Genomic DNA, 17,034 nt, shown 5'->3' on the forward strand with positions numbered 1-17,034 from the left:
GCGCGTCCAGATTTCAGGCGATCTCCACCACCAGCTTGCCGTTTGCCTGACGGTTTTCGATCAACGCGTGCGCTTCGGCGGCGTCGGAAAGTCCGAAGCGGCGCGCGTCCAGCCTCGGCATCAGCTTGCCGGCCTCGACGAGCTTGCCCACCTCGCGCAGGATCTCGCCGTGGTGGCTTCGCCCTTCGCCGGTCAGAAGCGGCAGCAGCGTAAAGACGCCCGAATAGGTCGCCGCCTTGAACGACAGCGGGGCAAGCGCATGCGTCCCCCATCCGAGCGCGCTGACGACGTGGCCAAACCGGCCGACCGCCTGGAAGGCTGTATCGAGGCCCGGGCCGCCGACGGTATCGCAGACGATGTCGAAGCCCTTGCCGGCCGTGTGATTGCCGACATAGTCCGCCACGGTCTCTACCCTGTAGTCGATCGGCGTTGCTCCAAGGCTTCTGAGATAGCCAGCCTTGGAGCCACCGTCGACGGCAAACACATCAGCACCCGCGGCTTTTGCGATCTGTACGGCAATGTGCCCCACGCCACCGCCGGCGCCGAGGACAAGAACCTGCCGGCCTTCGCGGACATTGGCTCGATCGACCAATCCTTCCCAGGCGGTAATCGCGATCAGCGACAGGGCTGCTGCCTCCCGCATCGAGAGATTGTTGGGCTTCGGCGCGATCAGCCGGGCGTCGACCGCTGCGAATTCAGCCAACGAGCCCTGGATGCCGCCGACGCCACCGGTCATGCCATAGACTTCGTCGCCGCGATGGAACTCGGTGACGCCGGGACCGACCTGCTCGACGACGCCGGCAATGTCCATACCTAGAACGGCCGGGAACGGATGGCGCGCATGGGTGGCATTGCCGGCGCGGATCTTGGTGTCCAGCGGATTGACGCCGCTTCCCTTGATACGGACTAAAACCTCGCCTTCGCGCGGCGCCGGCCGGGCGATCTCGGCCAGGCGGAAATCCGCGTTCGGCGCGTCGATCAGGAGCGCCTTCATCGTTGTGATCTGTGACATGCAACTCTCCTTCGTCTGTTGTTGCCTGGAGAATGCGCCGTTGATATGAGAATGGAAATGAAAGACATTGCACGAAGTTCATACATTTTTGTATGGGAGTCGGCTTGTGGAATGGAGCGATCTCAAACTGTTTCTGGCGATCGCGCGCCAGGGAACTCTCGGCGCCGGCGCCCGCAGCCTCGGCCTGACGCAGCCGACGATGGGGCGTCGCCTTCGCGCCCTTGAAATCTCGCTCGGCCAGACCCTGTTTCAGCGGACAGCCGACGGGTTTGTGATGACCGACGAGGGCGCAGCCGTCTTTGCCCACGCCGAGCGGATGGAAGAGGAAGCACTCGGGCTCGAACGCGAACTTGCCGGACAGAGCCGGCAATTGAGCGGCTTCCTGCGCTTGTCCTCTTCGGAGTGGTTCGGTGCACATGTGCTGGCGCCGGTCCTTGCGGAATTCTCGCTGCGCTATCCGAAGATCGTCGTGGAATTGCTGACCGATAGCCGCCTGCTCAGTCTCTCCCGCCGGGAGGCGGATGTCGTCGTTCGGATCGCGCCCTTTACCGAGCCGGACGTGATATCGAGGAAGCTGCTGCATATCGACTACCGGCTTTACATCCGCCGAGGGGCGGAGCACCCGAAGGCAGGAGATGGCGCGGGCGCGCGCCTGGTAACGATGGACGAGGCGTTTGGCGGCATGCCTGATGTGACATGGCTGGCGCGTCTTCTGCCAAAGGCCGAGATTGCCATGCGCAGCAACAACCGCGATGTCCAGGCGACGCTGTGCAGGAATGGGGCCGGGCTCGCCGTCCTGCCGCGCCCCCTTGGCGATTCAATCGCTGATATCGAGCCGGTCGACCTCGGTGAAGCGCCGCCGGGGCGCGACACCTGGATTGGCTATCACCGGGATATGAAACGGCAGGCGCGCTTGCGGGCGCTGCTTAATCTCGTCATCGAGAGACTGGCGAATTGAGCGCTAGAAACCTCTAGCGTTCCCAGTAGGGAACCGGGCCGCAGATCTCGGCGAGATAATCGATGAACAGCCCTACCTTGGCCGGCAAGAACTGGCGGCTGGGAAAGACTGCGGAAAGCCCCCGCCTCGTGAGCAGGGCCTCAAGACTAAGCGGGCCAGTGGGTTTTGGGTGCCAAGTCCGCCGCGCCGGTCCTTAGGATCCGATCTCCCGGTTCGATCAACCCTGAAATTTTGCCTGTCGCGGTGACTGGAAAAGGCGACAAGGTATTGCGCATTAATCGCGCTAGATCTCTATTAGGGGTAGTGAAGATTGTAAGCCACAGCTCGCTGTTTCATCCTGAGGTGCTCTGATCCCGGCAAGCGCTTATAGTGCACCCCCGCATTTCCTGGAGTTATAAAGATGGGTTGGTCTCTGAATCTCGGCACGATCGCTGGCACGACCATTCGCGTTCACTTCACCTTTCTGCTTTTGCTCGTCTGGATCTGGCTGATGCACTACCAGATCGGCGGCACGGCGGCCGCGTGGGAGGGCGTTATCTTTATCCTTGCCGTCTTTGTCTGCGTGGTCCTGCACGAATTCGGCCACATCACAGCCGCCCGGTATTTTGGCATTCGCACGCCCGACATCACGCTTCTGCCGATCGGCGGCGTGGCCAGGCTCGAACGCATGCCGGAAGAGCCGGGACAGGAGTTCGCAATCGCGATCGCGGGGCCGCTCGTGAACGTCGCGATCGCCGTGCTGATCTTCATCGCGTTGGGAGGGCCGGCGGCCGTCGAGCAGATGGCGGAGATCGAGGATCCACGCACGAATTTTCTCGTCAGGCTGGCGGGCGTCAATGTATTCTTGGTTCTCTTCAACATGATCCCGGCCTTTCCGATGGACGGCGGACGCGTCCTGCGCGCCGCCTTGGCCTCGCGCCTCTCCTGGTCACGCGCGACCCAGATCGCCGCCACGATCGGACAGGGGCTGGCCTTCGTCTTCGGTTTCGTCGGGCTCTTCTACAATCCGCTGCTGATCTTCATCGGCATCTTCGTCTATCTCGCCGCGGCGGCGGAAGCACAGAACGCGCAGATCCGGCAGGTGGCGACCAGCGTGCAGGTCGGGGATGTGATGGTCACGGAGTTCGCCCGGCTGGAACGGTCCGCAACGCTCGACGAGGCGGTCGAGATGCTGCTCGCCACCACGCAGCACGAGTTCCCGGTGGTCGACTCCGCCGGCCATCTCGAAGGATTGGTGACCCGCGACGACATGATCCGGGCGTTGAAGGAAAAGGGGCCAGCCGCTCCCGTCACCAGCGCAATGCGGAGCGACATTCCCAAGATACATTATCGGAAATCTCTGGAGGAAAGCCTGCGTCTTATGCAGGAGGCAAACGCTCCGGCCGTCGCCGCGACCGACAATACGGGACGGCTTGTCGGCCTCCTGACACACGAAACCATCGGTGAGATGCTGATGGTCCGTTCGGCCGTCCCGGATGCATTCCGCTTTGGCCGCCTGCGCGGGAACGGGCCAAGAACCGCTCGACCCAGCGGCTAACTATTCTTGAAGTGACGCGGTAAACCCTGCCGCCTGGGCTTTGGAACAACGGTCGTCGACGACGTTGCGCGCCATCTCCTCTCGACAAAGCGGCATCAAAACCGGCGTTCTCATGGATGTTCAGTCGGAGCGATCCTGCAAGGCTGAGTGTGTAACTCCAGTCTCCTTAATCCGCTCCGAATGGACAACCTCCTGAAAACCCACAGCTAGCGTTCCCAGTAGGGAACCGGTCCGTAGATCTCGGCGAGATAGTCGATGAACAGCCGTACCTTGGCCGGCAGGAACTGGCGGCTGGGATAGACCGCGGAAAGCGTCACGTTGCGCGATCCTTCGTAGGCAATAAGGATGTGCACCAACCGTCCGTCTTGGAGCTCCCTGCCGATGTCCCAGGTGGAGCGCAGCGCGATGCCGAGCCCCGATATGACGGCCTCCCTGATGACCTCGCTTGAATTGGTGACGAGCATTCCTTCCGGCCGCAGGGAAAGCGGACCCTCCGGCCCCTCCAGCCGCCAGGCATCGTTGTTGTGGGCGGGCAGGCAGCGGTGGTGCTTGAGATCTTCGATGGTCTGGGGCGTGCCGTTAGCGGCAAGATAGTCCGGCGATGCGCAGAGCAGGCGACGCACGGGGGCAAGGCGCCGCGCGACGAGGCTTGAGTCCGTCAGTTCCGCAATACGGATGGCAAGGTCGAAGCCTTCGCCGATGATATCGGTGAATTCGTCGCTGAGCACGAGATTGATCGCCAAACCGGCATGCATATCCATGAAGGATTTCAGGTGCGGGGCGACATGCATGCGTCCGAACGAGGTGGGCGCCGTCACCTTCAGCGTGCCCTGCATCTGCGCCGAGCGTCCGGAAATGTAGTATTCGGCCTCCTCGATGCCGGCGAGAATGCCAAGCACGCGATCGTAGAAGCCCTGGCCTGCCTCCGTCAGGGAGATCTGCCGCGTCGTGCGCTGCAGGAGCCGCGTGCCGAGCCGATCTTCAAGCCGTTTTATCCGCTTCGACACGACCGCCGGCGAAAAGCCGAGAGCCCGGCCGGCAAGCGACATGCTCCCCGTCGAAACGACCTTTGCGAAAATTTCGAGATCACCGAGATTGGTCATTCGTCAGATTGTTTATCCTTTTGGAATAAGTGCTTAGCATTTGCGCCGTAATCGGGAAAGTGCTAAGCCCGACTGAGCCGGCAGCGCAGAGGATGTCTCCGGTTTTCGCTGTCGGAGCGAAGGGAGAGAGTCATGTCCGATACTATTTCGTTTCTCGCCCCACGTGCCGACGTGCTTGCCCGCCGCAGGCAGATCGTCGCAGATCTCATCGACCTGCTGCCGCCGGAATGCCTGGTGCACGAGGCGCGCGAGTTGATGCCGTTCGAGACCGATGCCTTCGTTTCCTATCGCCGGATGCCGCTTGCTGTTGCCCTGCCGCGGACGACCGCGGAAGTGGCTGCGGTCATGAAATACTGTCATCGCTATGGCGTGCCGGTGGTGCCGCGCGGCGCCGGAACGTCACTCTCGGGCGGAGCAATCCCACAGGAGGATGCGGTCGTCATTTGCGTTTCCAAGATGAACCGCATTCTCGAAATCGATCTGGCCAACCGCGTGGCGGTCGTCGAAGCCGGCGTGACCAACCTGAATATTTCAGAATCCGTCTCGGCGGACGGCTTCTTCTATGCGCCCGATCCGAGCTCACAGCTGGCCTGCACGATCGGCGGCAATATCGGCATGAATTCCGGTGGCGCGCATTGCCTGAAATATGGGGTGACGACCAACAACCTGCTCGGCGTCAAGATGGTGCTGACCGATGGCACCGTCATCGATTTCGGCGGCAAGGCATTGGACGCCGGAGGCTACGACTTGCTTGGCCTTGTCTGCGGACATGAGGGCCAGCTTGGGATAGTCACCGAAGCGACTGTCCGCCTGATCGCCAAACCGGAGGGCGCGCGGCCGGTCCTCTTCGGCTTTGATACGTCCGAGGAGGCGGGATCCTGTGTCGCCGACATCATCGCATCAGGGATCATTCCCGTCGCGATCGAATTCATGGACAAGCCAGCGATCGAAATCTGCGAGGCCTTCGCCAAGGCCGGCTATCCGCTGGATGTGGGGGCGCTATTGATCGTCGAGGTCGAAGGATCGGAGGCGGAAATGGACGACATGCTGAAGAGCATCGTCGAAATCGCGCGCAAGCATGGCGTGAAAACCGTCCGCGAATGCCAGTCGGCAACCGAGGCGGCGCTGATCTGGAAGGGCAGGAAATCCGCCTTCGGCGCGACTGGCCGGATAGCAGACTATATCTGCATGGACGGAACCGTGCCGCTCAGCCAGCTTTCTTATGTGCTGACGAAAACCTCTGAAATCATCGACAGCTATGGGCTTCGCGTCGCCAACGTCTTCCATGCCGGCGATGGCAATATGCATCCGCTGATCCTGTTCAATGCGAATGATCCGGAAGATGCCGCCCGTGCGGAAGCTGCGGGGATGGAGATCCTGAAGCTCTGTGTCGATGCGGGCGGCTGCCTCACGGGCGAGCATGGTGTCGGCATCGAAAAACGCGACCTGATGCGTCATCAGTATTCCGAGGCGGACCTGGAGCAGCAGATGGCGGCGCGCGCCGCCTTCGATCCGGCCTGGCTCCTGAACCCCTCCAAGGTTTTCCCGCTCGAGGGACGTCCGGCCGCATGATCGATCTATCGCCCACAACGGACGAAGAGGCCGAGGCAATCGTCCGCAGCCACACCGAGGCCGGCGAGCCGCTGGCGATCTGCGGCGGCAACACTCGCTCGGGTTTCGGGAACGCCGTGGCGGCGGAAAGCCGCCTGCGGTCGTCCAATCTGCGGGGCATCACGGCCTATAATCCCGGCGAGATGGTTTTGACCGCTCGCTCGGGAACGCCGTTGTCCGAGATCGAAGCCGCACTCGCCGAGAACGGTCAAATGATGGCCTTTGAGCCCATGGACCATCGGCCGATCATGGGAACGACAGGTGAGCCGACAATCGGCGGCGTCTTTGCCGCCAATGTCTCGGGGCCGCGCCGTTTCGTCGCCGGCGCTGCGCGCGACAGCCTGCTTGGCGTGAGCTTCATCAACGGCAAGGGCGAGATCATCAAGGCAGGCGGCCGCGTGATGAAGAACGTCACCGGATTGGATCTCGTCAAGCTGATGGCTGGCTCGCACGGCACGCTGGGCTTCCTGACGGAAGTAACTTTCCGCGTGCCACCGCGGCCGAGAACCGAAGCAACGATCGTCATCTCGGGGCTGAACGATGCGGAGGCCGCCAACGCCATGGCGGCGGCGATGGCGCTGCCGGTCGAAGTCTCCGGCGCCGCACATCTGCCGATGACCGTCGCCTGGAAATTTCTCGACAGTACGCTCTCCGAAGGCGAGGGAACCTGTCTCAGGATCGAAGGCCTGCCCGGCTCAGTCGATGCCAGGGCAACCAAGCTCGCCGCAGCCATGGCTGCATTCGGATCCGTCACGCGCTTCGAGCAGGCAGACAGTGTCCGTCTCTGGAGAGATATCCGCAATGTCGCGCCCTATGCCGACGGTACGGCTCGACCGGTGTGGCGCGTCTCCGTCGCCCCAGGGACCGGCCATCAGCTGGTCGCGGCACTTCGCCTCGAAGCCGGTGTTGACGCATACTATGACTGGCAGGGCGGCCTGATCTGGATGCGGATGGAGGCCGACGCGGATGCGGACCTTTTGCGCCGGTTCATCAAGGCGCTGGGCGGTGGCCATGCGACACTGATCCGCGCACCTGAAAAGATGCGATCTGGGATTGCGGCCTTTCAGCCCCAGCAGGAGGCTGTGGCCTTGCTATCGCAGCGACTGAAACTGAAATTCGATCCCGCCGGCATCTTCAATCCCGGGAAGATGGCAGGAGCTTGAGGCATGCAGACCAATTTCACCCCGGCCCAACTTGCCGACCCGCACGTTGCCGAATCCGAGAAGATCCTGCGCAAATGCGTGCATTGCGGCTTCTGCACCGCGACCTGTCCGACCTATGTCACGCTCGGCAATGAGCTCGATAGCCCCCGTGGGCGCATCTATCTGATCAAGGACATGCTGGAAAACGGGCGCCCGGCCGACGCCGAGGTCGTTACCCATATCGACCGCTGCCTCTCCTGTCTCGCCTGCGTAACGACCTGTCCCTCCGGTGTCGATTATATGCACCTTGTCGACCATGCGCGGGCGCACATCGAAAAGACCTACAAGCGTCCTTTCATGAACCGGCTCGTGCGCGCCATCCTTGCTGCTGTTCTGCCTTATCCCGATCGGTTTCGCCTCGCGATCAAGCTGTCGTCAGCGGGGCGGCCGTTCGCAGGTCTTTTAGCGCGCGCGCCCGCATTGAAACCATTTGCCGCGATGCTGGCGCTGGCGCCGCGTCGCATTCCTCCCGCCTCCGCCTATGCCGCGGCGGCAAGCCACCCGCCGGTCGGCGAGAAACGCGGTCGCGTCGCGATCTTGACTGGCTGCGCGCAGCCGGTTCTCGATCCCGGGATCAACGAGGCAACAATCAGGCTCCTGACACGGCTTGGTGTTGAAGTCGTCGTTCCCAAGGGAGAGGTTTGTTGCGGCTCGCTCGTCCACCACATGGGACGGGAAGAGCAGGCATTGGCGAGCGCACGTGCCAACGTCGATGTGTGGACGCGTGAACTCGAAGAAGGCGGGCTCGACGCAATCATCATTACCGCTTCCGGCTGCGGCACGACGATCAAGGACTATGGCCATATGCTGCGGCTGGATGCGGCCTATGCCGAAAGGGCGGCACGCGTTTCGTCCTTGGCGAAGGACATCACGGAATATCTCGCATCGCTCGAGCTCCCCGCGCAGATGCCGAAGGGCATCATCGTCGCCTATCACTCTGCCTGCTCGATGCAACACGGTCAGAAAATCACGATGGCGCCGAAGCAGCTGTTGAAGGCGGCCGGATTCAATGTCCGCGATCCTGCCGAAGGTCACCTCTGCTGTGGGTCGGCGGGTACCTACAACATCATGCAATCCGACATTTCCGATGCGCTCAAGACCCGCAAGGCCAAGAACCTCGAAGCAACGAAGCCGCGTGTGATCGCAACCGGAAATATCGGCTGCATGATGCAGATCGGGACAGAGACGGCGATTCCGATCGTTCACACGGTGCAATTGTTGGATTGGGCCTACGGCGGAGATATGCCGGAGAAACTAAAGGATCTGCCGCTGGCTTAGAGGTGCCGGATCGTCCGGTGGTCTCGAAAGCCCATGCATCGCATAGCCCTTGCGCTTGCGACCCCGCATCCGCGGTTTGAGATCGGCGACCGGTTGCCCGGCCGCCTAATTGCTTGGCTTAGCCGCCGAAAATCGTCCGCAGCACGTCGATGCCGCGATCTTCGAAGCTGATTTCGCCCTGCTTGTTGCCAGGGCCGACGACGATGACCTTCGTGCCGACGGGCGCACGATCGTAAAGATCGATCACATCCTTGTTCATCATGCGGATGCAGCCGGACGACATGTTGAGCCCAATCGACCACGGCTGGTTGGTGCCGTGGATGCGGAAGCTCGTATCGTTGCCGCTCTTGTAGAGATACATGGCGCGGGCGCCAAGCGGATTGTCCTCGCCGCCTTCCTGGAAGGTCGGGAGGATGTGGCCCTTCGCCGCCTCGCGAACACGCATCTCAGCCGGGGGCGTCCAGCCCGGCCATTCTGCCTTGCGGCCGATCTTCACCACGCCCGACCAGCCGAAGCCCTCGCGCCCGACGCCGATGCCATAGCGCGTCGCGCGGTCCTTGGTTTCGACGAGATACAGGAACTTGTGGTTGGTATCGATGATGATCGTGCCGGGTGCCTCGTTGGTGATGAGGTGCACGCGCTGGCGCTTGAACTGCGGCTTGACCGACTTCGGCGGTGCGGCGACCCGAACGACAGGCGCGCGATCGTGAGCGGGTGCAATCGGCTGCGCCGAGACCGATGCGGACATGGAAGTGACCAGAAGGCCGGTGGCCGCAAGAGCCGTCGCGAATTTCAGCATGGTTGATTCCCTCAAAGCAAAACCGGACCGAAGCTACCCTAACTTCGATCCAGTTCAAGATGTCGGCGCGGAATGAAACAGCTGCGATGTCTAATTGCAACTATTCTTGGCCGCGCGCCCGATATTCGGGAGCCTTTACATGACGATGACGCGGGTTCCAACCTTTACCCGCTCGTAAAGGTCAACGACATCCTCGTTGCGTAGCCGGATGCAGCCGGAGGAAACGGCGTTGCCGATCGTCCAGGGGGCGTTGGTACCGTGGATGCGGTAGAGCGTCGAACCGAGATACATGGCGCGCGCGCCAAGCGGATTCTCGGGACCGCCGTCCATGCGCGCCGGGAGATAGTGGCCCTTGGCGGCTTCGCGGCCAACCATTTCGGCTGGCGGCGTCCAGTCCGGCCATTCGGACTTGCGGGTAATCTTGTGCACGCCGGCCCATTCGAAGCCTGGCTTGCCGACGCCCACTCCGTAACGCCGCGCCTTGCCGCCCTCCATTACCAGGTAAAGGAAGCGGCTGTTGGTATCGATGACGATCGCGCCGGGCCGTTCCTTGGTGTCGTAGGTGACGATCTGCGGCAGAAATTGCGGCTCAAGCTGGCGGCGGACGACTGGGACGCCGGGATTGATGGCGGACAGCGGTTGCGCCACGGCGGCCGGAGCCCGGCCGAAGACGCCGGATGTGAACAGACCGCGTTTCGGAAAGGCCGGTTGTCGGTAGACGACGGGACGAACCTTGCCGCCGAGCTGCATGACCCATGGGGCTGCAAGGTCCGGGCTTAGCACGACCGGCGGGCGCGTTGCATAACGGTCGTCGCCGAGCGCAGCGGTGGAAAAGACGCCGAGCATCGCTGCGGCGAGCAGAAGGGATTTCATCATCGGACGGACTCTCTACAAATGGCCGAAAATGCGCGGACGGCAGCGGCCGCCTGCCGCCACGCTGCCACCGTTCCCGCCAGCGAATCGTAAATTTGAATTCATTCAAGTCCGAAGCGAGAGATAAACTTTTCGTCAGGGTTATCGTTCGGTTTGGAAAGAGAGTTTGCAAATGGTAAAGCCGGATTCGCAGCACGAAAGCGAAGCGGGATCATGAGCGATACGGGCATCATCATCGGCGAAGACGGCAAGAGCCGTTGTCACTGGCACGCCAACCTCCCGGATTACCTCAAGTATCACGACGAGGAATGGGGGCGGCCGGTAACGGATGACATCCGCCTCTTCGAGAAGATCTGCCTGGAGGGGTTCCAGTCCGGTCTCTCCTGGCTCACCATCCTGCGCAAGCGCGAGAATTTCCGCGCTGCCTTTGCCGGCTTCGACTTCGAGAAGGTTGCGCTCTTCGACGACAGCGATATCCAACGCTGCCTCGCCGATCCCGGCATCGTGCGCCATCGAGGCAAGATCGTCTCGACGATCAACAACGCCCGCCGTGCGATCGAACTGAGGCAGGAGTTCGGGTCGCTCGCCCGGTATTTCTGGAGCTTCGAGCCCGGTCATAACGATAGGCCAAAGGTGGTCGATCGTGCCACTGTCATGGCCAACCCGACAACGCCGACATCGGTTCTCATTTCCAAGAATCTGAAGAAGCGCGGCTGGACGTTTGTCGGCCCAACCACAGTTTATGCCTTCATGCAGGCAATGGGTCTCGTCAACGATCACATCGAAGGTTGCTTCTGCCGCGTCGAGGTAGAGGCGATGCGCAATGCGCTGGTGCGCCCATGAAGGCGCTCGCGGCAACCGTCGCATTCTGCCTGGTGGCATCCGTAGCGTTCGGCCAGTCACCGGAGCTGCAGCCCGGCGAGCGACTGGAGAAGCTGCAGTTTCCGGCTGCAACCATGGAGCTCAAGGGCTGGACGAAGCTCGGCAACGGGCGGGTTTACACACTTCCCGTCAAGGCTGGCCAGCATGTGAAGATCAGCTTTGCGACCAAGAGCAAGTTTGCCTTCCTTTCGATCTTCGATCTGGCAACGCCCGACGAGGAGGCGATCTTTGGTACCGATGAGGATGGCACCAGCTACACCGTCACAGTGAAGGACAACACCACCTGGCTGCTGCGGCCCTATTATTCCAAGGCGTCGCCGCGCCGCGGCCTGGGTGCGCCCTACAGCATTCTCGTCGAGCCGCAGGCAACAGCGCCGCAGCCCACGGCTCCGGCTGAACAGCAATCGCCGTCGCCACTTTTCCCTTCAAGGCAGTAATGAGGGGCTAGCCCAGGCCTTCGATCAACCTGCGCAGTTCTCCGAGATGTTCGATCTTGCGAAAGCGCGGTGCGTCCTTCGGTTCCTCGACATGCTCGACGACCCAGGTGAGTTCGTGCGGCACGAAGACGCCGTAGCTGCCGGCGGCAATCGCGGGGACAATGTCTGATTTCAGCGAGTTGCCGACCATCATCGCCCGTTCCGGGCCACCGCCGACCTTGGAGAAGATCCGCCGGTAGGTCACGGCGGTCTTGTCGGAGACGATCTCGACGGCGTGGAAGAAGTCGCCAAGCCCGGATTGCGCGAGCTTACGCTCCTGATCGAAAAGATCACCCTTGGTGATCATCACCAGCAGGTAGTTTTCCGAGAGCGCCGCCAAGGTCTCCTGCACATGCGGCAGGGTCTCGACGGGGTGAGAAAGCAGGTCGCGGCCGGTGTCGAGGATATTGGCAATGACGCTGGCGGGCACCTTGCCCTCGGTGACCTCGATCGCCGTCTCGATCATGGACAGCGTAAATCCCTTGATGCCGAAACCGTACTGCCGGAGATTGCGCTTCTCTGCCTCCAGCAAGCGCTCGGAAATTCTTGGACCATTTGCAAAATCGGCCAGCAATTCCGTGAAATGCGCCTCGGTAAGCCGATAGTATTGCTCGTTCTGCCAGAGCGTGTCGTCGGCATCGAAACCGATGGTCGTCAGCATGCGGGTCGTCATCGCCCATCTCCGAGTAATCTGATTTGAATCTATTGAAAGATGGCCGCGAAACAAGAGCATCGCAAAGCCGTGAGGCGAGTACACGGCATGTTGAAATGCCGCCGCCTCGCCTTACATCGATAGTGCCTTCCACGCGGCCGCATTCCGGCTGCTCCTGTCATGTGCAGGCCAACAACCAAAAAATGAACTCATGGCAAGCCTGCGGTCGTCACAAGGAAATTTTCGACCATGCGTTACAATCAACTTGGAAATACTGGACTATTCGTCTCGGAAATCTGCCTCGGTACGATGACATTCGGCGCCGCCGGCGAAAACAACCTTTGGGGCTCGATCGCCGACGTCGACCAGAAAGCCGCCGATGAAATCGTTGCGAAGTCGCTGGCATCGGGCGTCAACTTCATCGACACGGCCGACGTCTATTCCTTCGGCGAATCCGAAAAGCTGCTCGGCCAGGCCCTGAAGAACCTCAGCGTTCCCCGTAAGGACGTGGTCATCGCCACGAAAGTCTATAGCACCATGGGCGACAAGCCGAACGACCGCGGCGCCTCGCGTGGCCACATCATGGATTCGGTCGAGGCCAGTCTGAAGCGGTTGCAGACCGATCATATCGATCTTTACCAGATCCATGCCACCGATCCGGTCACGCCGATCGACGAGACGCTGCGAGCCCTGGACGATCTCGTATCCCGCGGTCTCGTGCGCTATGTGGGTGTCTCCAACTGGCAGGCGTGGCGCATCGCCAAAGCGCTCGGCATCTCGGAACGTCGCGGTCTTGCCCGGTTCGAGACGGTACAGGCGTACTATTCGATCGCCGGCCGCGATCTCGAGCGTGACATCGTGCCGATGATGCAGGAGGAAAAGCTTGGTCTAATGGTCTGGTCGCCGCTGGCGGGCGGTCTTCTCTCCGGCAAGTACGGGCCGGGAGCGCCGGGCAACGGGGAAGGACGCCGCGCCTCGTTCGACTTCCCGCCGGTCGACAAGGATCGCGCCTGGGCCTGCGTTGCCGTGATGCGCGAGATCGCCGCGAAACACGGCACAAGCGTCGCGACCGTCGCGCTTGCCTACATCCTGGCGAAACCTTTCGTGACGACTGTCATCATCGGCGCAAAACGCGTCGAGCAGCTCGACCAGAACCTGGCGGCCGTCAACCTGAAGCTCGATGTGGACGACCTGAAGAAGCTGGACGAGGTCAGCGAACTCGCGCCCGAATATCCGGGCTGGATGCTGGCGCGGCAGGGGGCAGCCCGACGGCCGGAACCTTTCGAACCGAAGGGCTGATCAAGGCCTTGTGAAGGCGGACGCCGGGGCTTCGTGCTCCGGCGTCCTTTGAGATTACTTGCCGTGAGCCTTCAGCCAGGCCTGCATATCGGCGATCTCAGCCTCCTGGGCCTTGATGACGGCTTCCGCGAGCTTGCGAATTTCCGGATCCTTGCCGTACTCCAGCTCGATTTTCGCCATGTCGATCGCACCTTGATGGTGCGGGATCATGCCGCGGACGAAGTCGACATCGGCGTCGCCGCTATACTTCATCGTCATGTCCTTGTGCATTTTAGCGTTCGCCTGCGCAAAGGCGTGGCTCGATGCGCCGTGGTCGCCCATTGGCTTGCTCATGTCCATTTTCATCTCCTCTGCGAAGACGGGTGCGGACGAGAGTGCGAGCGTGGCCGCTATGGCGAGAACTTTCAGAGACATGGGATTTCCTTCCTCTGTCTGATAATGGAATTCAATGCGCGGCCGAAGCCGCAGCGTTCATGAAAACCGTCAGACAAACCGGGGAGGCGGCGCCAGCGGTGCTGGGCGGGCATCCTGCATGGCGTGAGCCGGTCCGGGCGCAGGATAGGAAAACATCTGCTTGCCGGTCGCGGCGATGACGCTCAATGGCGGAATGACCAGGCAGGCCGAACAGAAGGGCATGTGCACCATACCGGCGGCCGAACAAGGATCCTGTTGCGCCGGCGACGACTTGGCCTTCTCGCCCATATCCATGCCGGCCATATGCTGATGCTCGGCGCTGGGCGTCGCAGCGACCGGCTGCATGGACAGGCATGTCGGACAGCCAGCCCATGCGGACATGGTGCCGAAGGCAAACCAGCCGAAAACCATCGCTATGATTGCAAGAAACCGCATATCGTCAAAATAGGTGCAGCGCGCGAAGAAGCCAAGCCCGCTTTATACACTTTGGCGAGAGAAGCGTCGGCCGACGTGCGGAGGCTGGCGCTAGTACGCGGCAACGACCTGATGGACGATCTGATAGTCATTGCTCTCTTCGCCGAGTGGCGCCACGGGCCACTGCCAGTTGGCCCGAACCGATGACAGCGCCACGCCGTGCAGCAGATCAGTCTCGTCATGAACCCTCCCCTGTCGGTCTATCACGGCATAGGAAACATCGGTAACCAGGCATGTCTTGCAGGGCGCTGCCTCAAGCGCCGACCTGTGCGCCTCGATCAGTTGCGCGACGGTATCGGCGGGCATGGCGCCGGCCTGTTCCTCCTCGTAGCGGCGTTGTGCGCCGCGACCGATCTGGGAGAGGAGATTGGCCGAGACGACGAAGTCGAGATACGGAACGCTTCTCAGGAACGCCAACGGCTCTGGTTGTTTGCCCGCGGCAAGCTCGTCGTAGCCGGAGAGATCGCGCTCGATCAGCCGAACATTGCTGTAGCGCTTGAGCCGCAGCCAGAGGCGCACCGAGGCAAGATGCACGAGATCGACGAGGACGACAGTGTCAAAGGTCCTGGCTAACTCCTCAATCGGCACGTCGCGGAGCAGGCCCGAGCCCAAAACGACCGCCGTCCTCCTCTGCCGCAACTCCGCAATGGCACTTCTCACAGCGTTCCGGCTTCGCTCCTCGTGCTCCGCCCATTGCCGGCTGCAACGGCCGGCGCGGGACCAGAGATTGACGGAGTATCGGATGAACCGGCGATGCGCCTTCAATGTCATCGGAACAGTGGCAGCATAGAGAAGCGCCTCGGCAATCATCGTGTAGCTCCCGCCATTCGATCCATTCTCTCTCGTTCAATCGATTCTGTGTTCCTGATCAAGGGCCTTCGCCCTTGCCGCACCCGGTCCTTTCCGCTAGGTAACCGCCACTGTCACAGCGAGCGGAATACCTTGGAAATGAACGACAAGCAGAAGAAACCACAAAAGCTCAAGGCCAGACTTCCTCGCGGCTTCGTCGATCGTTCGGCAGCCGACATTCGCGCCGTCAACGAAATGACCGCGAAGATCCAGGAAGTCTACGAGCATTATGGTTTCGATCCTGTCGAAACGCCGCTCTTCGAATACACCGACGCGCTCGGCAAGTTCCTGCCGGATGCCGACCGGCCGAACGAGGGCGTCTTCTCGCTGCAGGACGATGACGAGCAGTGGATGTCCTTGCGCTACGACCTGACGGCGCCGCTCGCCCGTCATGTTGCCGAGAATTTCAACGAGATCCAGCTGCCGTACCGCACCTATCGCGCCGGCTATGTCTTCCGCAATGAGAAGCCAGGCCCCGGTCGCTTCCGCCAGTTCATGCAGTTCGACGCCGATACGGTCGGTGCGCCGGGCGTGCAGGCCGATGCGGAAATGTGCATGATGATGGCCGATACGCTGGAAGCCCTCGGCATCAAGCGCGGCGACTACGTGATCCGCGTCAACAACCGCAAAGTTCTCGACGGTGTTCTCGAAGCAATCGGTCTCGGCGGCGATGACAAGGCCGGCCAGCGCCTCAACGTGCTACGCGCCATCGACAAGCTCGACAAGTTCGGTCCCGAGGGCGTTGCTCTCCTGCTTGGTCCCGGCCGCAAGGACGAGTCTGGCGACTTCACCAAGGGTGCTGGTCTCGACCAGGGACAGATCGACAAGGTTCTCTTCTTCGTCGGGATCAAGGACTATACCGAAAGCGCTGGGCAGCTTGCCGAGCTGGTTGCCGGAACGTCCAAGGGTGCGGAAGGCGTCGAGGAGCTGAACTTCATCGGCGCATTGGTGCGAAGCGCCGGCTATCAGTCGGATCGCGTCAAGATCGACCCCTCGGTTGTTCGCGGCCTCGAATATTACACCGGCCCGGTTTACGAAGCCGAGCTCCTCTTCGACGTGACTAACGAGAAGGGCGAGAAGGTCGTCTTCGGTTCCGTCGGTGGCGGCGGTCGCTACGACGGTCTCGTGTCCCGCTTCATGGGCCAGCCCGTGCCGGCCACTGGCTTCTCGATTGGCGTCTCTCGCCTGATGACGGCGCTGAAGAACCTCGGCAAGCTCGGCCAGGCCGAGGTCATCGAGCCGGTTCTGGTCACTGTCATGGACGGCGATGTCGAGTCGATGGGCCGCTACCAGCACATGACGCAGGAATTGCGCAAGGCTGGCATCCGCGCCGAGATGTTCCAGGGCAACTGGAAGAAGTTCGGCAATCAGCTGAAATATGCCGACCGCCGCGGCTGCCCCGTCGCCATTATCCAGGGCGGTGACGAGCGGGCGCAGGGCGTCGTGCAGATCAAGGACCTGATCGAAGGCAAGCGCCTGTCCGGCGAGATCGAGGACAACGCCAGCTGGCGCGAAGCGCGCGTCGCACAGGAGACAGTTGCCGAAGGCGACCTCGTCGCCAAGGTGAAGGAAATTCTGGCGGCGCAGGCCGAAGACCGCAACAGGGCGGGCTGAG

The 17,034-nt window shown here is 61.7% G+C and carries 17 protein-coding genes and 1 pseudogene; 9 read left to right on the top strand and 9 right to left on the bottom strand.

Annotation, left to right across the window (positions count from 1 at the left end; genetic code table 11):
• Positions 1-13: 13 nt before the first annotated feature.
• Positions 14-1,012: a zinc-dependent alcohol dehydrogenase family protein gene (locus AS026_RS37070; protein ID WP_018116689.1), complete on the bottom strand. Its 999-nt coding sequence runs from the start codon at positions 1,010-1,012 to the stop codon at positions 14-16.
• Between the two features lie 106 nt (positions 1,013-1,118).
• Between AS026_RS37070 and AS026_RS37075 the strand changes: the two genes are divergently transcribed.
• Positions 1,119-1,970, top strand: coding sequence for a LysR family transcriptional regulator (locus AS026_RS37075; RefSeq protein WP_025659464.1), 852 nt, complete (start codon positions 1,119-1,121; stop codon positions 1,968-1,970).
• 13 nt (positions 1,971-1,983) lie between these two features.
• On the opposite strand, the pseudogene AS026_RS41525 reads toward AS026_RS37075, so the two are convergent.
• Positions 1,984-2,088: pseudogene (locus AS026_RS41525) on the bottom strand (LysR family transcriptional regulator); the annotation flags it as partial.
• Between the two features lie 282 nt (positions 2,089-2,370).
• Here AS026_RS41525 and AS026_RS37080 point away from each other — a divergent pair.
• Positions 2,371-3,507 (top strand): site-2 protease family protein, encoded by a 1,137-nt coding sequence (locus AS026_RS37080; RefSeq protein ID WP_025659463.1) that lies wholly within the window; start codon positions 2,371-2,373, stop codon positions 3,505-3,507.
• Positions 3,508-3,713: 206 nt separating this feature from the next.
• Here the strand turns inward: AS026_RS37080 and AS026_RS37085 are convergent, their stop codons facing one another.
• Positions 3,714-4,610: a LysR family transcriptional regulator gene (locus AS026_RS37085; protein ID WP_018856900.1), complete on the bottom strand. Its 897-nt coding sequence runs from the start codon at positions 4,608-4,610 to the stop codon at positions 3,714-3,716.
• A gap of 132 nt (positions 4,611-4,742) precedes the next feature.
• Here AS026_RS37085 and AS026_RS37090 point away from each other — a divergent pair, with 132 nt between their 5' ends.
• From AS026_RS37090 to glcF, 3 genes are read left to right on the top strand one after another with little or no spacing between them, the layout of a single operon-like run.
• Complete coding sequence (locus AS026_RS37090; RefSeq protein ID WP_018856901.1) at positions 4,743-6,182, top strand: FAD-linked oxidase C-terminal domain-containing protein; 1,440 nt, start codon at positions 4,743-4,745, stop codon at positions 6,180-6,182.
• The gene (gene glcE / locus AS026_RS37095) at positions 6,179-7,384 is read left to right on the top strand and encodes a glycolate oxidase subunit GlcE (RefSeq protein ID WP_062376022.1); all 1,206 of its coding nucleotides are present in this window, start codon (positions 6,179-6,181) and stop codon (positions 7,382-7,384) included. Before AS026_RS37090 ends, glcE begins: the two co-directional genes overlap by 4 nt.
• 3 nt (positions 7,385-7,387) lie before the next feature.
• Positions 7,388-8,701 (top strand): glycolate oxidase subunit GlcF, encoded by a 1,314-nt coding sequence (glcF, locus tag AS026_RS37100; protein WP_062376025.1) that lies wholly within the window; start codon positions 7,388-7,390, stop codon positions 8,699-8,701.
• 118 nt (positions 8,702-8,819) lie between these two features.
• Here the strand turns inward: glcF and AS026_RS37105 are convergent, their stop codons facing one another.
• Entirely contained in the window at positions 8,820-9,500 is a 681-nt protein-coding gene (locus AS026_RS37105; protein ID WP_062376029.1) for a L,D-transpeptidase, read from the bottom strand.
• Between the two features lie 135 nt (positions 9,501-9,635).
• The gene (locus AS026_RS37110) at positions 9,636-10,376 is read right to left on the bottom strand and encodes a L,D-transpeptidase (RefSeq protein WP_018116681.1); all 741 of its coding nucleotides are present in this window, start codon (positions 10,374-10,376) and stop codon (positions 9,636-9,638) included.
• A gap of 210 nt (positions 10,377-10,586) precedes the next feature.
• Here AS026_RS37110 and AS026_RS37115 point away from each other — a divergent pair, with 210 nt between their 5' ends.
• Together AS026_RS37115 and AS026_RS37120 are read left to right on the top strand one after the other, a co-directional pair.
• Positions 10,587-11,216 carry a DNA-3-methyladenine glycosylase I gene (locus tag AS026_RS37115; protein ID WP_018116680.1) on the top strand — a complete coding sequence of 210 codons (630 nt, stop codon included), beginning with the start codon at positions 10,587-10,589 and terminating at the stop codon, positions 11,214-11,216.
• Positions 11,213-11,692: a hypothetical protein gene (locus AS026_RS37120; RefSeq protein ID WP_018856906.1), complete on the top strand. Its 480-nt coding sequence runs from the start codon at positions 11,213-11,215 to the stop codon at positions 11,690-11,692. Before AS026_RS37115 ends, AS026_RS37120 begins: the two co-directional genes overlap by 4 nt.
• A gap of 7 nt (positions 11,693-11,699) precedes the next feature.
• Here AS026_RS37120 and AS026_RS37125 read toward each other — a convergent pair whose 3' ends face one another.
• The gene (locus AS026_RS37125; RefSeq protein WP_018116678.1) at positions 11,700-12,404 is read right to left on the bottom strand and encodes an HAD family hydrolase; all 705 of its coding nucleotides are present in this window, start codon (positions 12,402-12,404) and stop codon (positions 11,700-11,702) included.
• 228 nt (positions 12,405-12,632) lie between these two features.
• Between AS026_RS37125 and AS026_RS37130 the strand changes: the two genes are divergently transcribed.
• On the top strand, positions 12,633-13,682 hold the full coding sequence (locus tag AS026_RS37130) for an aldo/keto reductase (RefSeq protein WP_018116677.1): 1,050 nt from the start codon (positions 12,633-12,635) through the stop codon (positions 13,680-13,682).
• Between the two features lie 54 nt (positions 13,683-13,736).
• Here the strand turns inward: AS026_RS37130 and copM are convergent, their stop codons facing one another.
• The 3 genes from copM to AS026_RS37145 form a co-directional block, all read right to left on the bottom strand.
• On the bottom strand, positions 13,737-14,096 hold the full coding sequence (gene copM / locus AS026_RS37135) for a CopM family metallochaperone (RefSeq protein ID WP_025659458.1): 360 nt from the start codon (positions 14,094-14,096) through the stop codon (positions 13,737-13,739).
• Positions 14,097-14,165: 69 nt separating this feature from the next.
• Positions 14,166-14,531 (bottom strand): hypothetical protein, encoded by a 366-nt coding sequence (locus tag AS026_RS37140; protein WP_041912287.1) that lies wholly within the window; start codon positions 14,529-14,531, stop codon positions 14,166-14,168.
• A 90-nt stretch (positions 14,532-14,621) separates the two neighbouring features.
• Positions 14,622-15,380 carry a hypothetical protein gene (locus AS026_RS37145; RefSeq protein ID WP_018116674.1) on the bottom strand — a complete coding sequence of 253 codons (759 nt, stop codon included), beginning with the start codon at positions 15,378-15,380 and terminating at the stop codon, positions 14,622-14,624.
• A gap of 138 nt (positions 15,381-15,518) precedes the next feature.
• On the opposite strand from AS026_RS37145, the gene hisS reads away from it, so the two are divergent.
• Positions 15,519-17,033 (top strand): histidine--tRNA ligase, encoded by a 1,515-nt coding sequence (gene hisS / locus AS026_RS37150; RefSeq protein ID WP_062376033.1) that lies wholly within the window; start codon positions 15,519-15,521, stop codon positions 17,031-17,033.
• The last annotated feature ends 1 nt before the right edge of the window (position 17,034 follow it).

The sequence above is a fragment of the Rhizobium altiplani genome (assembly GCF_001542405.1).
GTDB lineage: Bacteria > Pseudomonadota > Alphaproteobacteria > Rhizobiales > Rhizobiaceae > Rhizobium > Rhizobium altiplani.

Bases quoted from the DNA above. Each gene is read 5' to 3' on its own strand.
- AS026_RS37070 (WP_018116689.1), bottom strand. From the start codon at position 1,012: ATGTCACAGATCACAACGATGAAGGCGCTCCTGATCGACGCGCCGAAC.
- AS026_RS37080 (WP_025659463.1), top strand. From the start codon at position 2,371: ATGGGTTGGTCTCTGAATCTCGGCACGATCGCTGGCACGACCATTCGC.
- AS026_RS37085 (WP_018856900.1), bottom strand. From the start codon at position 4,610: ATGACCAATCTCGGTGATCTCGAAATTTTCGCAAAGGTCGTTTCGACG.
- AS026_RS37090 (WP_018856901.1), top strand. From the start codon at position 4,743: ATGTCCGATACTATTTCGTTTCTCGCCCCACGTGCCGACGTGCTTGCC.
- glcE (WP_062376022.1), top strand. From the start codon at position 6,179: ATGATCGATCTATCGCCCACAACGGACGAAGAGGCCGAGGCAATCGTC.
- glcF (WP_062376025.1), top strand. From the start codon at position 7,388: ATGCAGACCAATTTCACCCCGGCCCAACTTGCCGACCCGCACGTTGCC.
- AS026_RS37105 (WP_062376029.1), bottom strand. From the start codon at position 9,500: ATGCTGAAATTCGCGACGGCTCTTGCGGCCACCGGCCTTCTGGTCACT.
- AS026_RS37110 (WP_018116681.1), bottom strand. From the start codon at position 10,376: ATGATGAAATCCCTTCTGCTCGCCGCAGCGATGCTCGGCGTCTTTTCC.
- AS026_RS37115 (WP_018116680.1), top strand. From the start codon at position 10,587: ATGAGCGATACGGGCATCATCATCGGCGAAGACGGCAAGAGCCGTTGT.
- AS026_RS37120 (WP_018856906.1), top strand. From the start codon at position 11,213: ATGAAGGCGCTCGCGGCAACCGTCGCATTCTGCCTGGTGGCATCCGTA.
- AS026_RS37125 (WP_018116678.1), bottom strand. From the start codon at position 12,404: ATGACGACCCGCATGCTGACGACCATCGGTTTCGATGCCGACGACACG.
- AS026_RS37130 (WP_018116677.1), top strand. From the start codon at position 12,633: ATGCGTTACAATCAACTTGGAAATACTGGACTATTCGTCTCGGAAATC.
- copM (WP_025659458.1), bottom strand. From the start codon at position 14,096: ATGTCTCTGAAAGTTCTCGCCATAGCGGCCACGCTCGCACTCTCGTCC.
- AS026_RS37140 (WP_041912287.1), bottom strand. From the start codon at position 14,531: ATGCGGTTTCTTGCAATCATAGCGATGGTTTTCGGCTGGTTTGCCTTC.
- AS026_RS37145 (WP_018116674.1), bottom strand. From the start codon at position 15,380: ATGATTGCCGAGGCGCTTCTCTATGCTGCCACTGTTCCGATGACATTG.
- hisS (WP_062376033.1), top strand. From the start codon at position 15,519: ATGAACGACAAGCAGAAGAAACCACAAAAGCTCAAGGCCAGACTTCCT.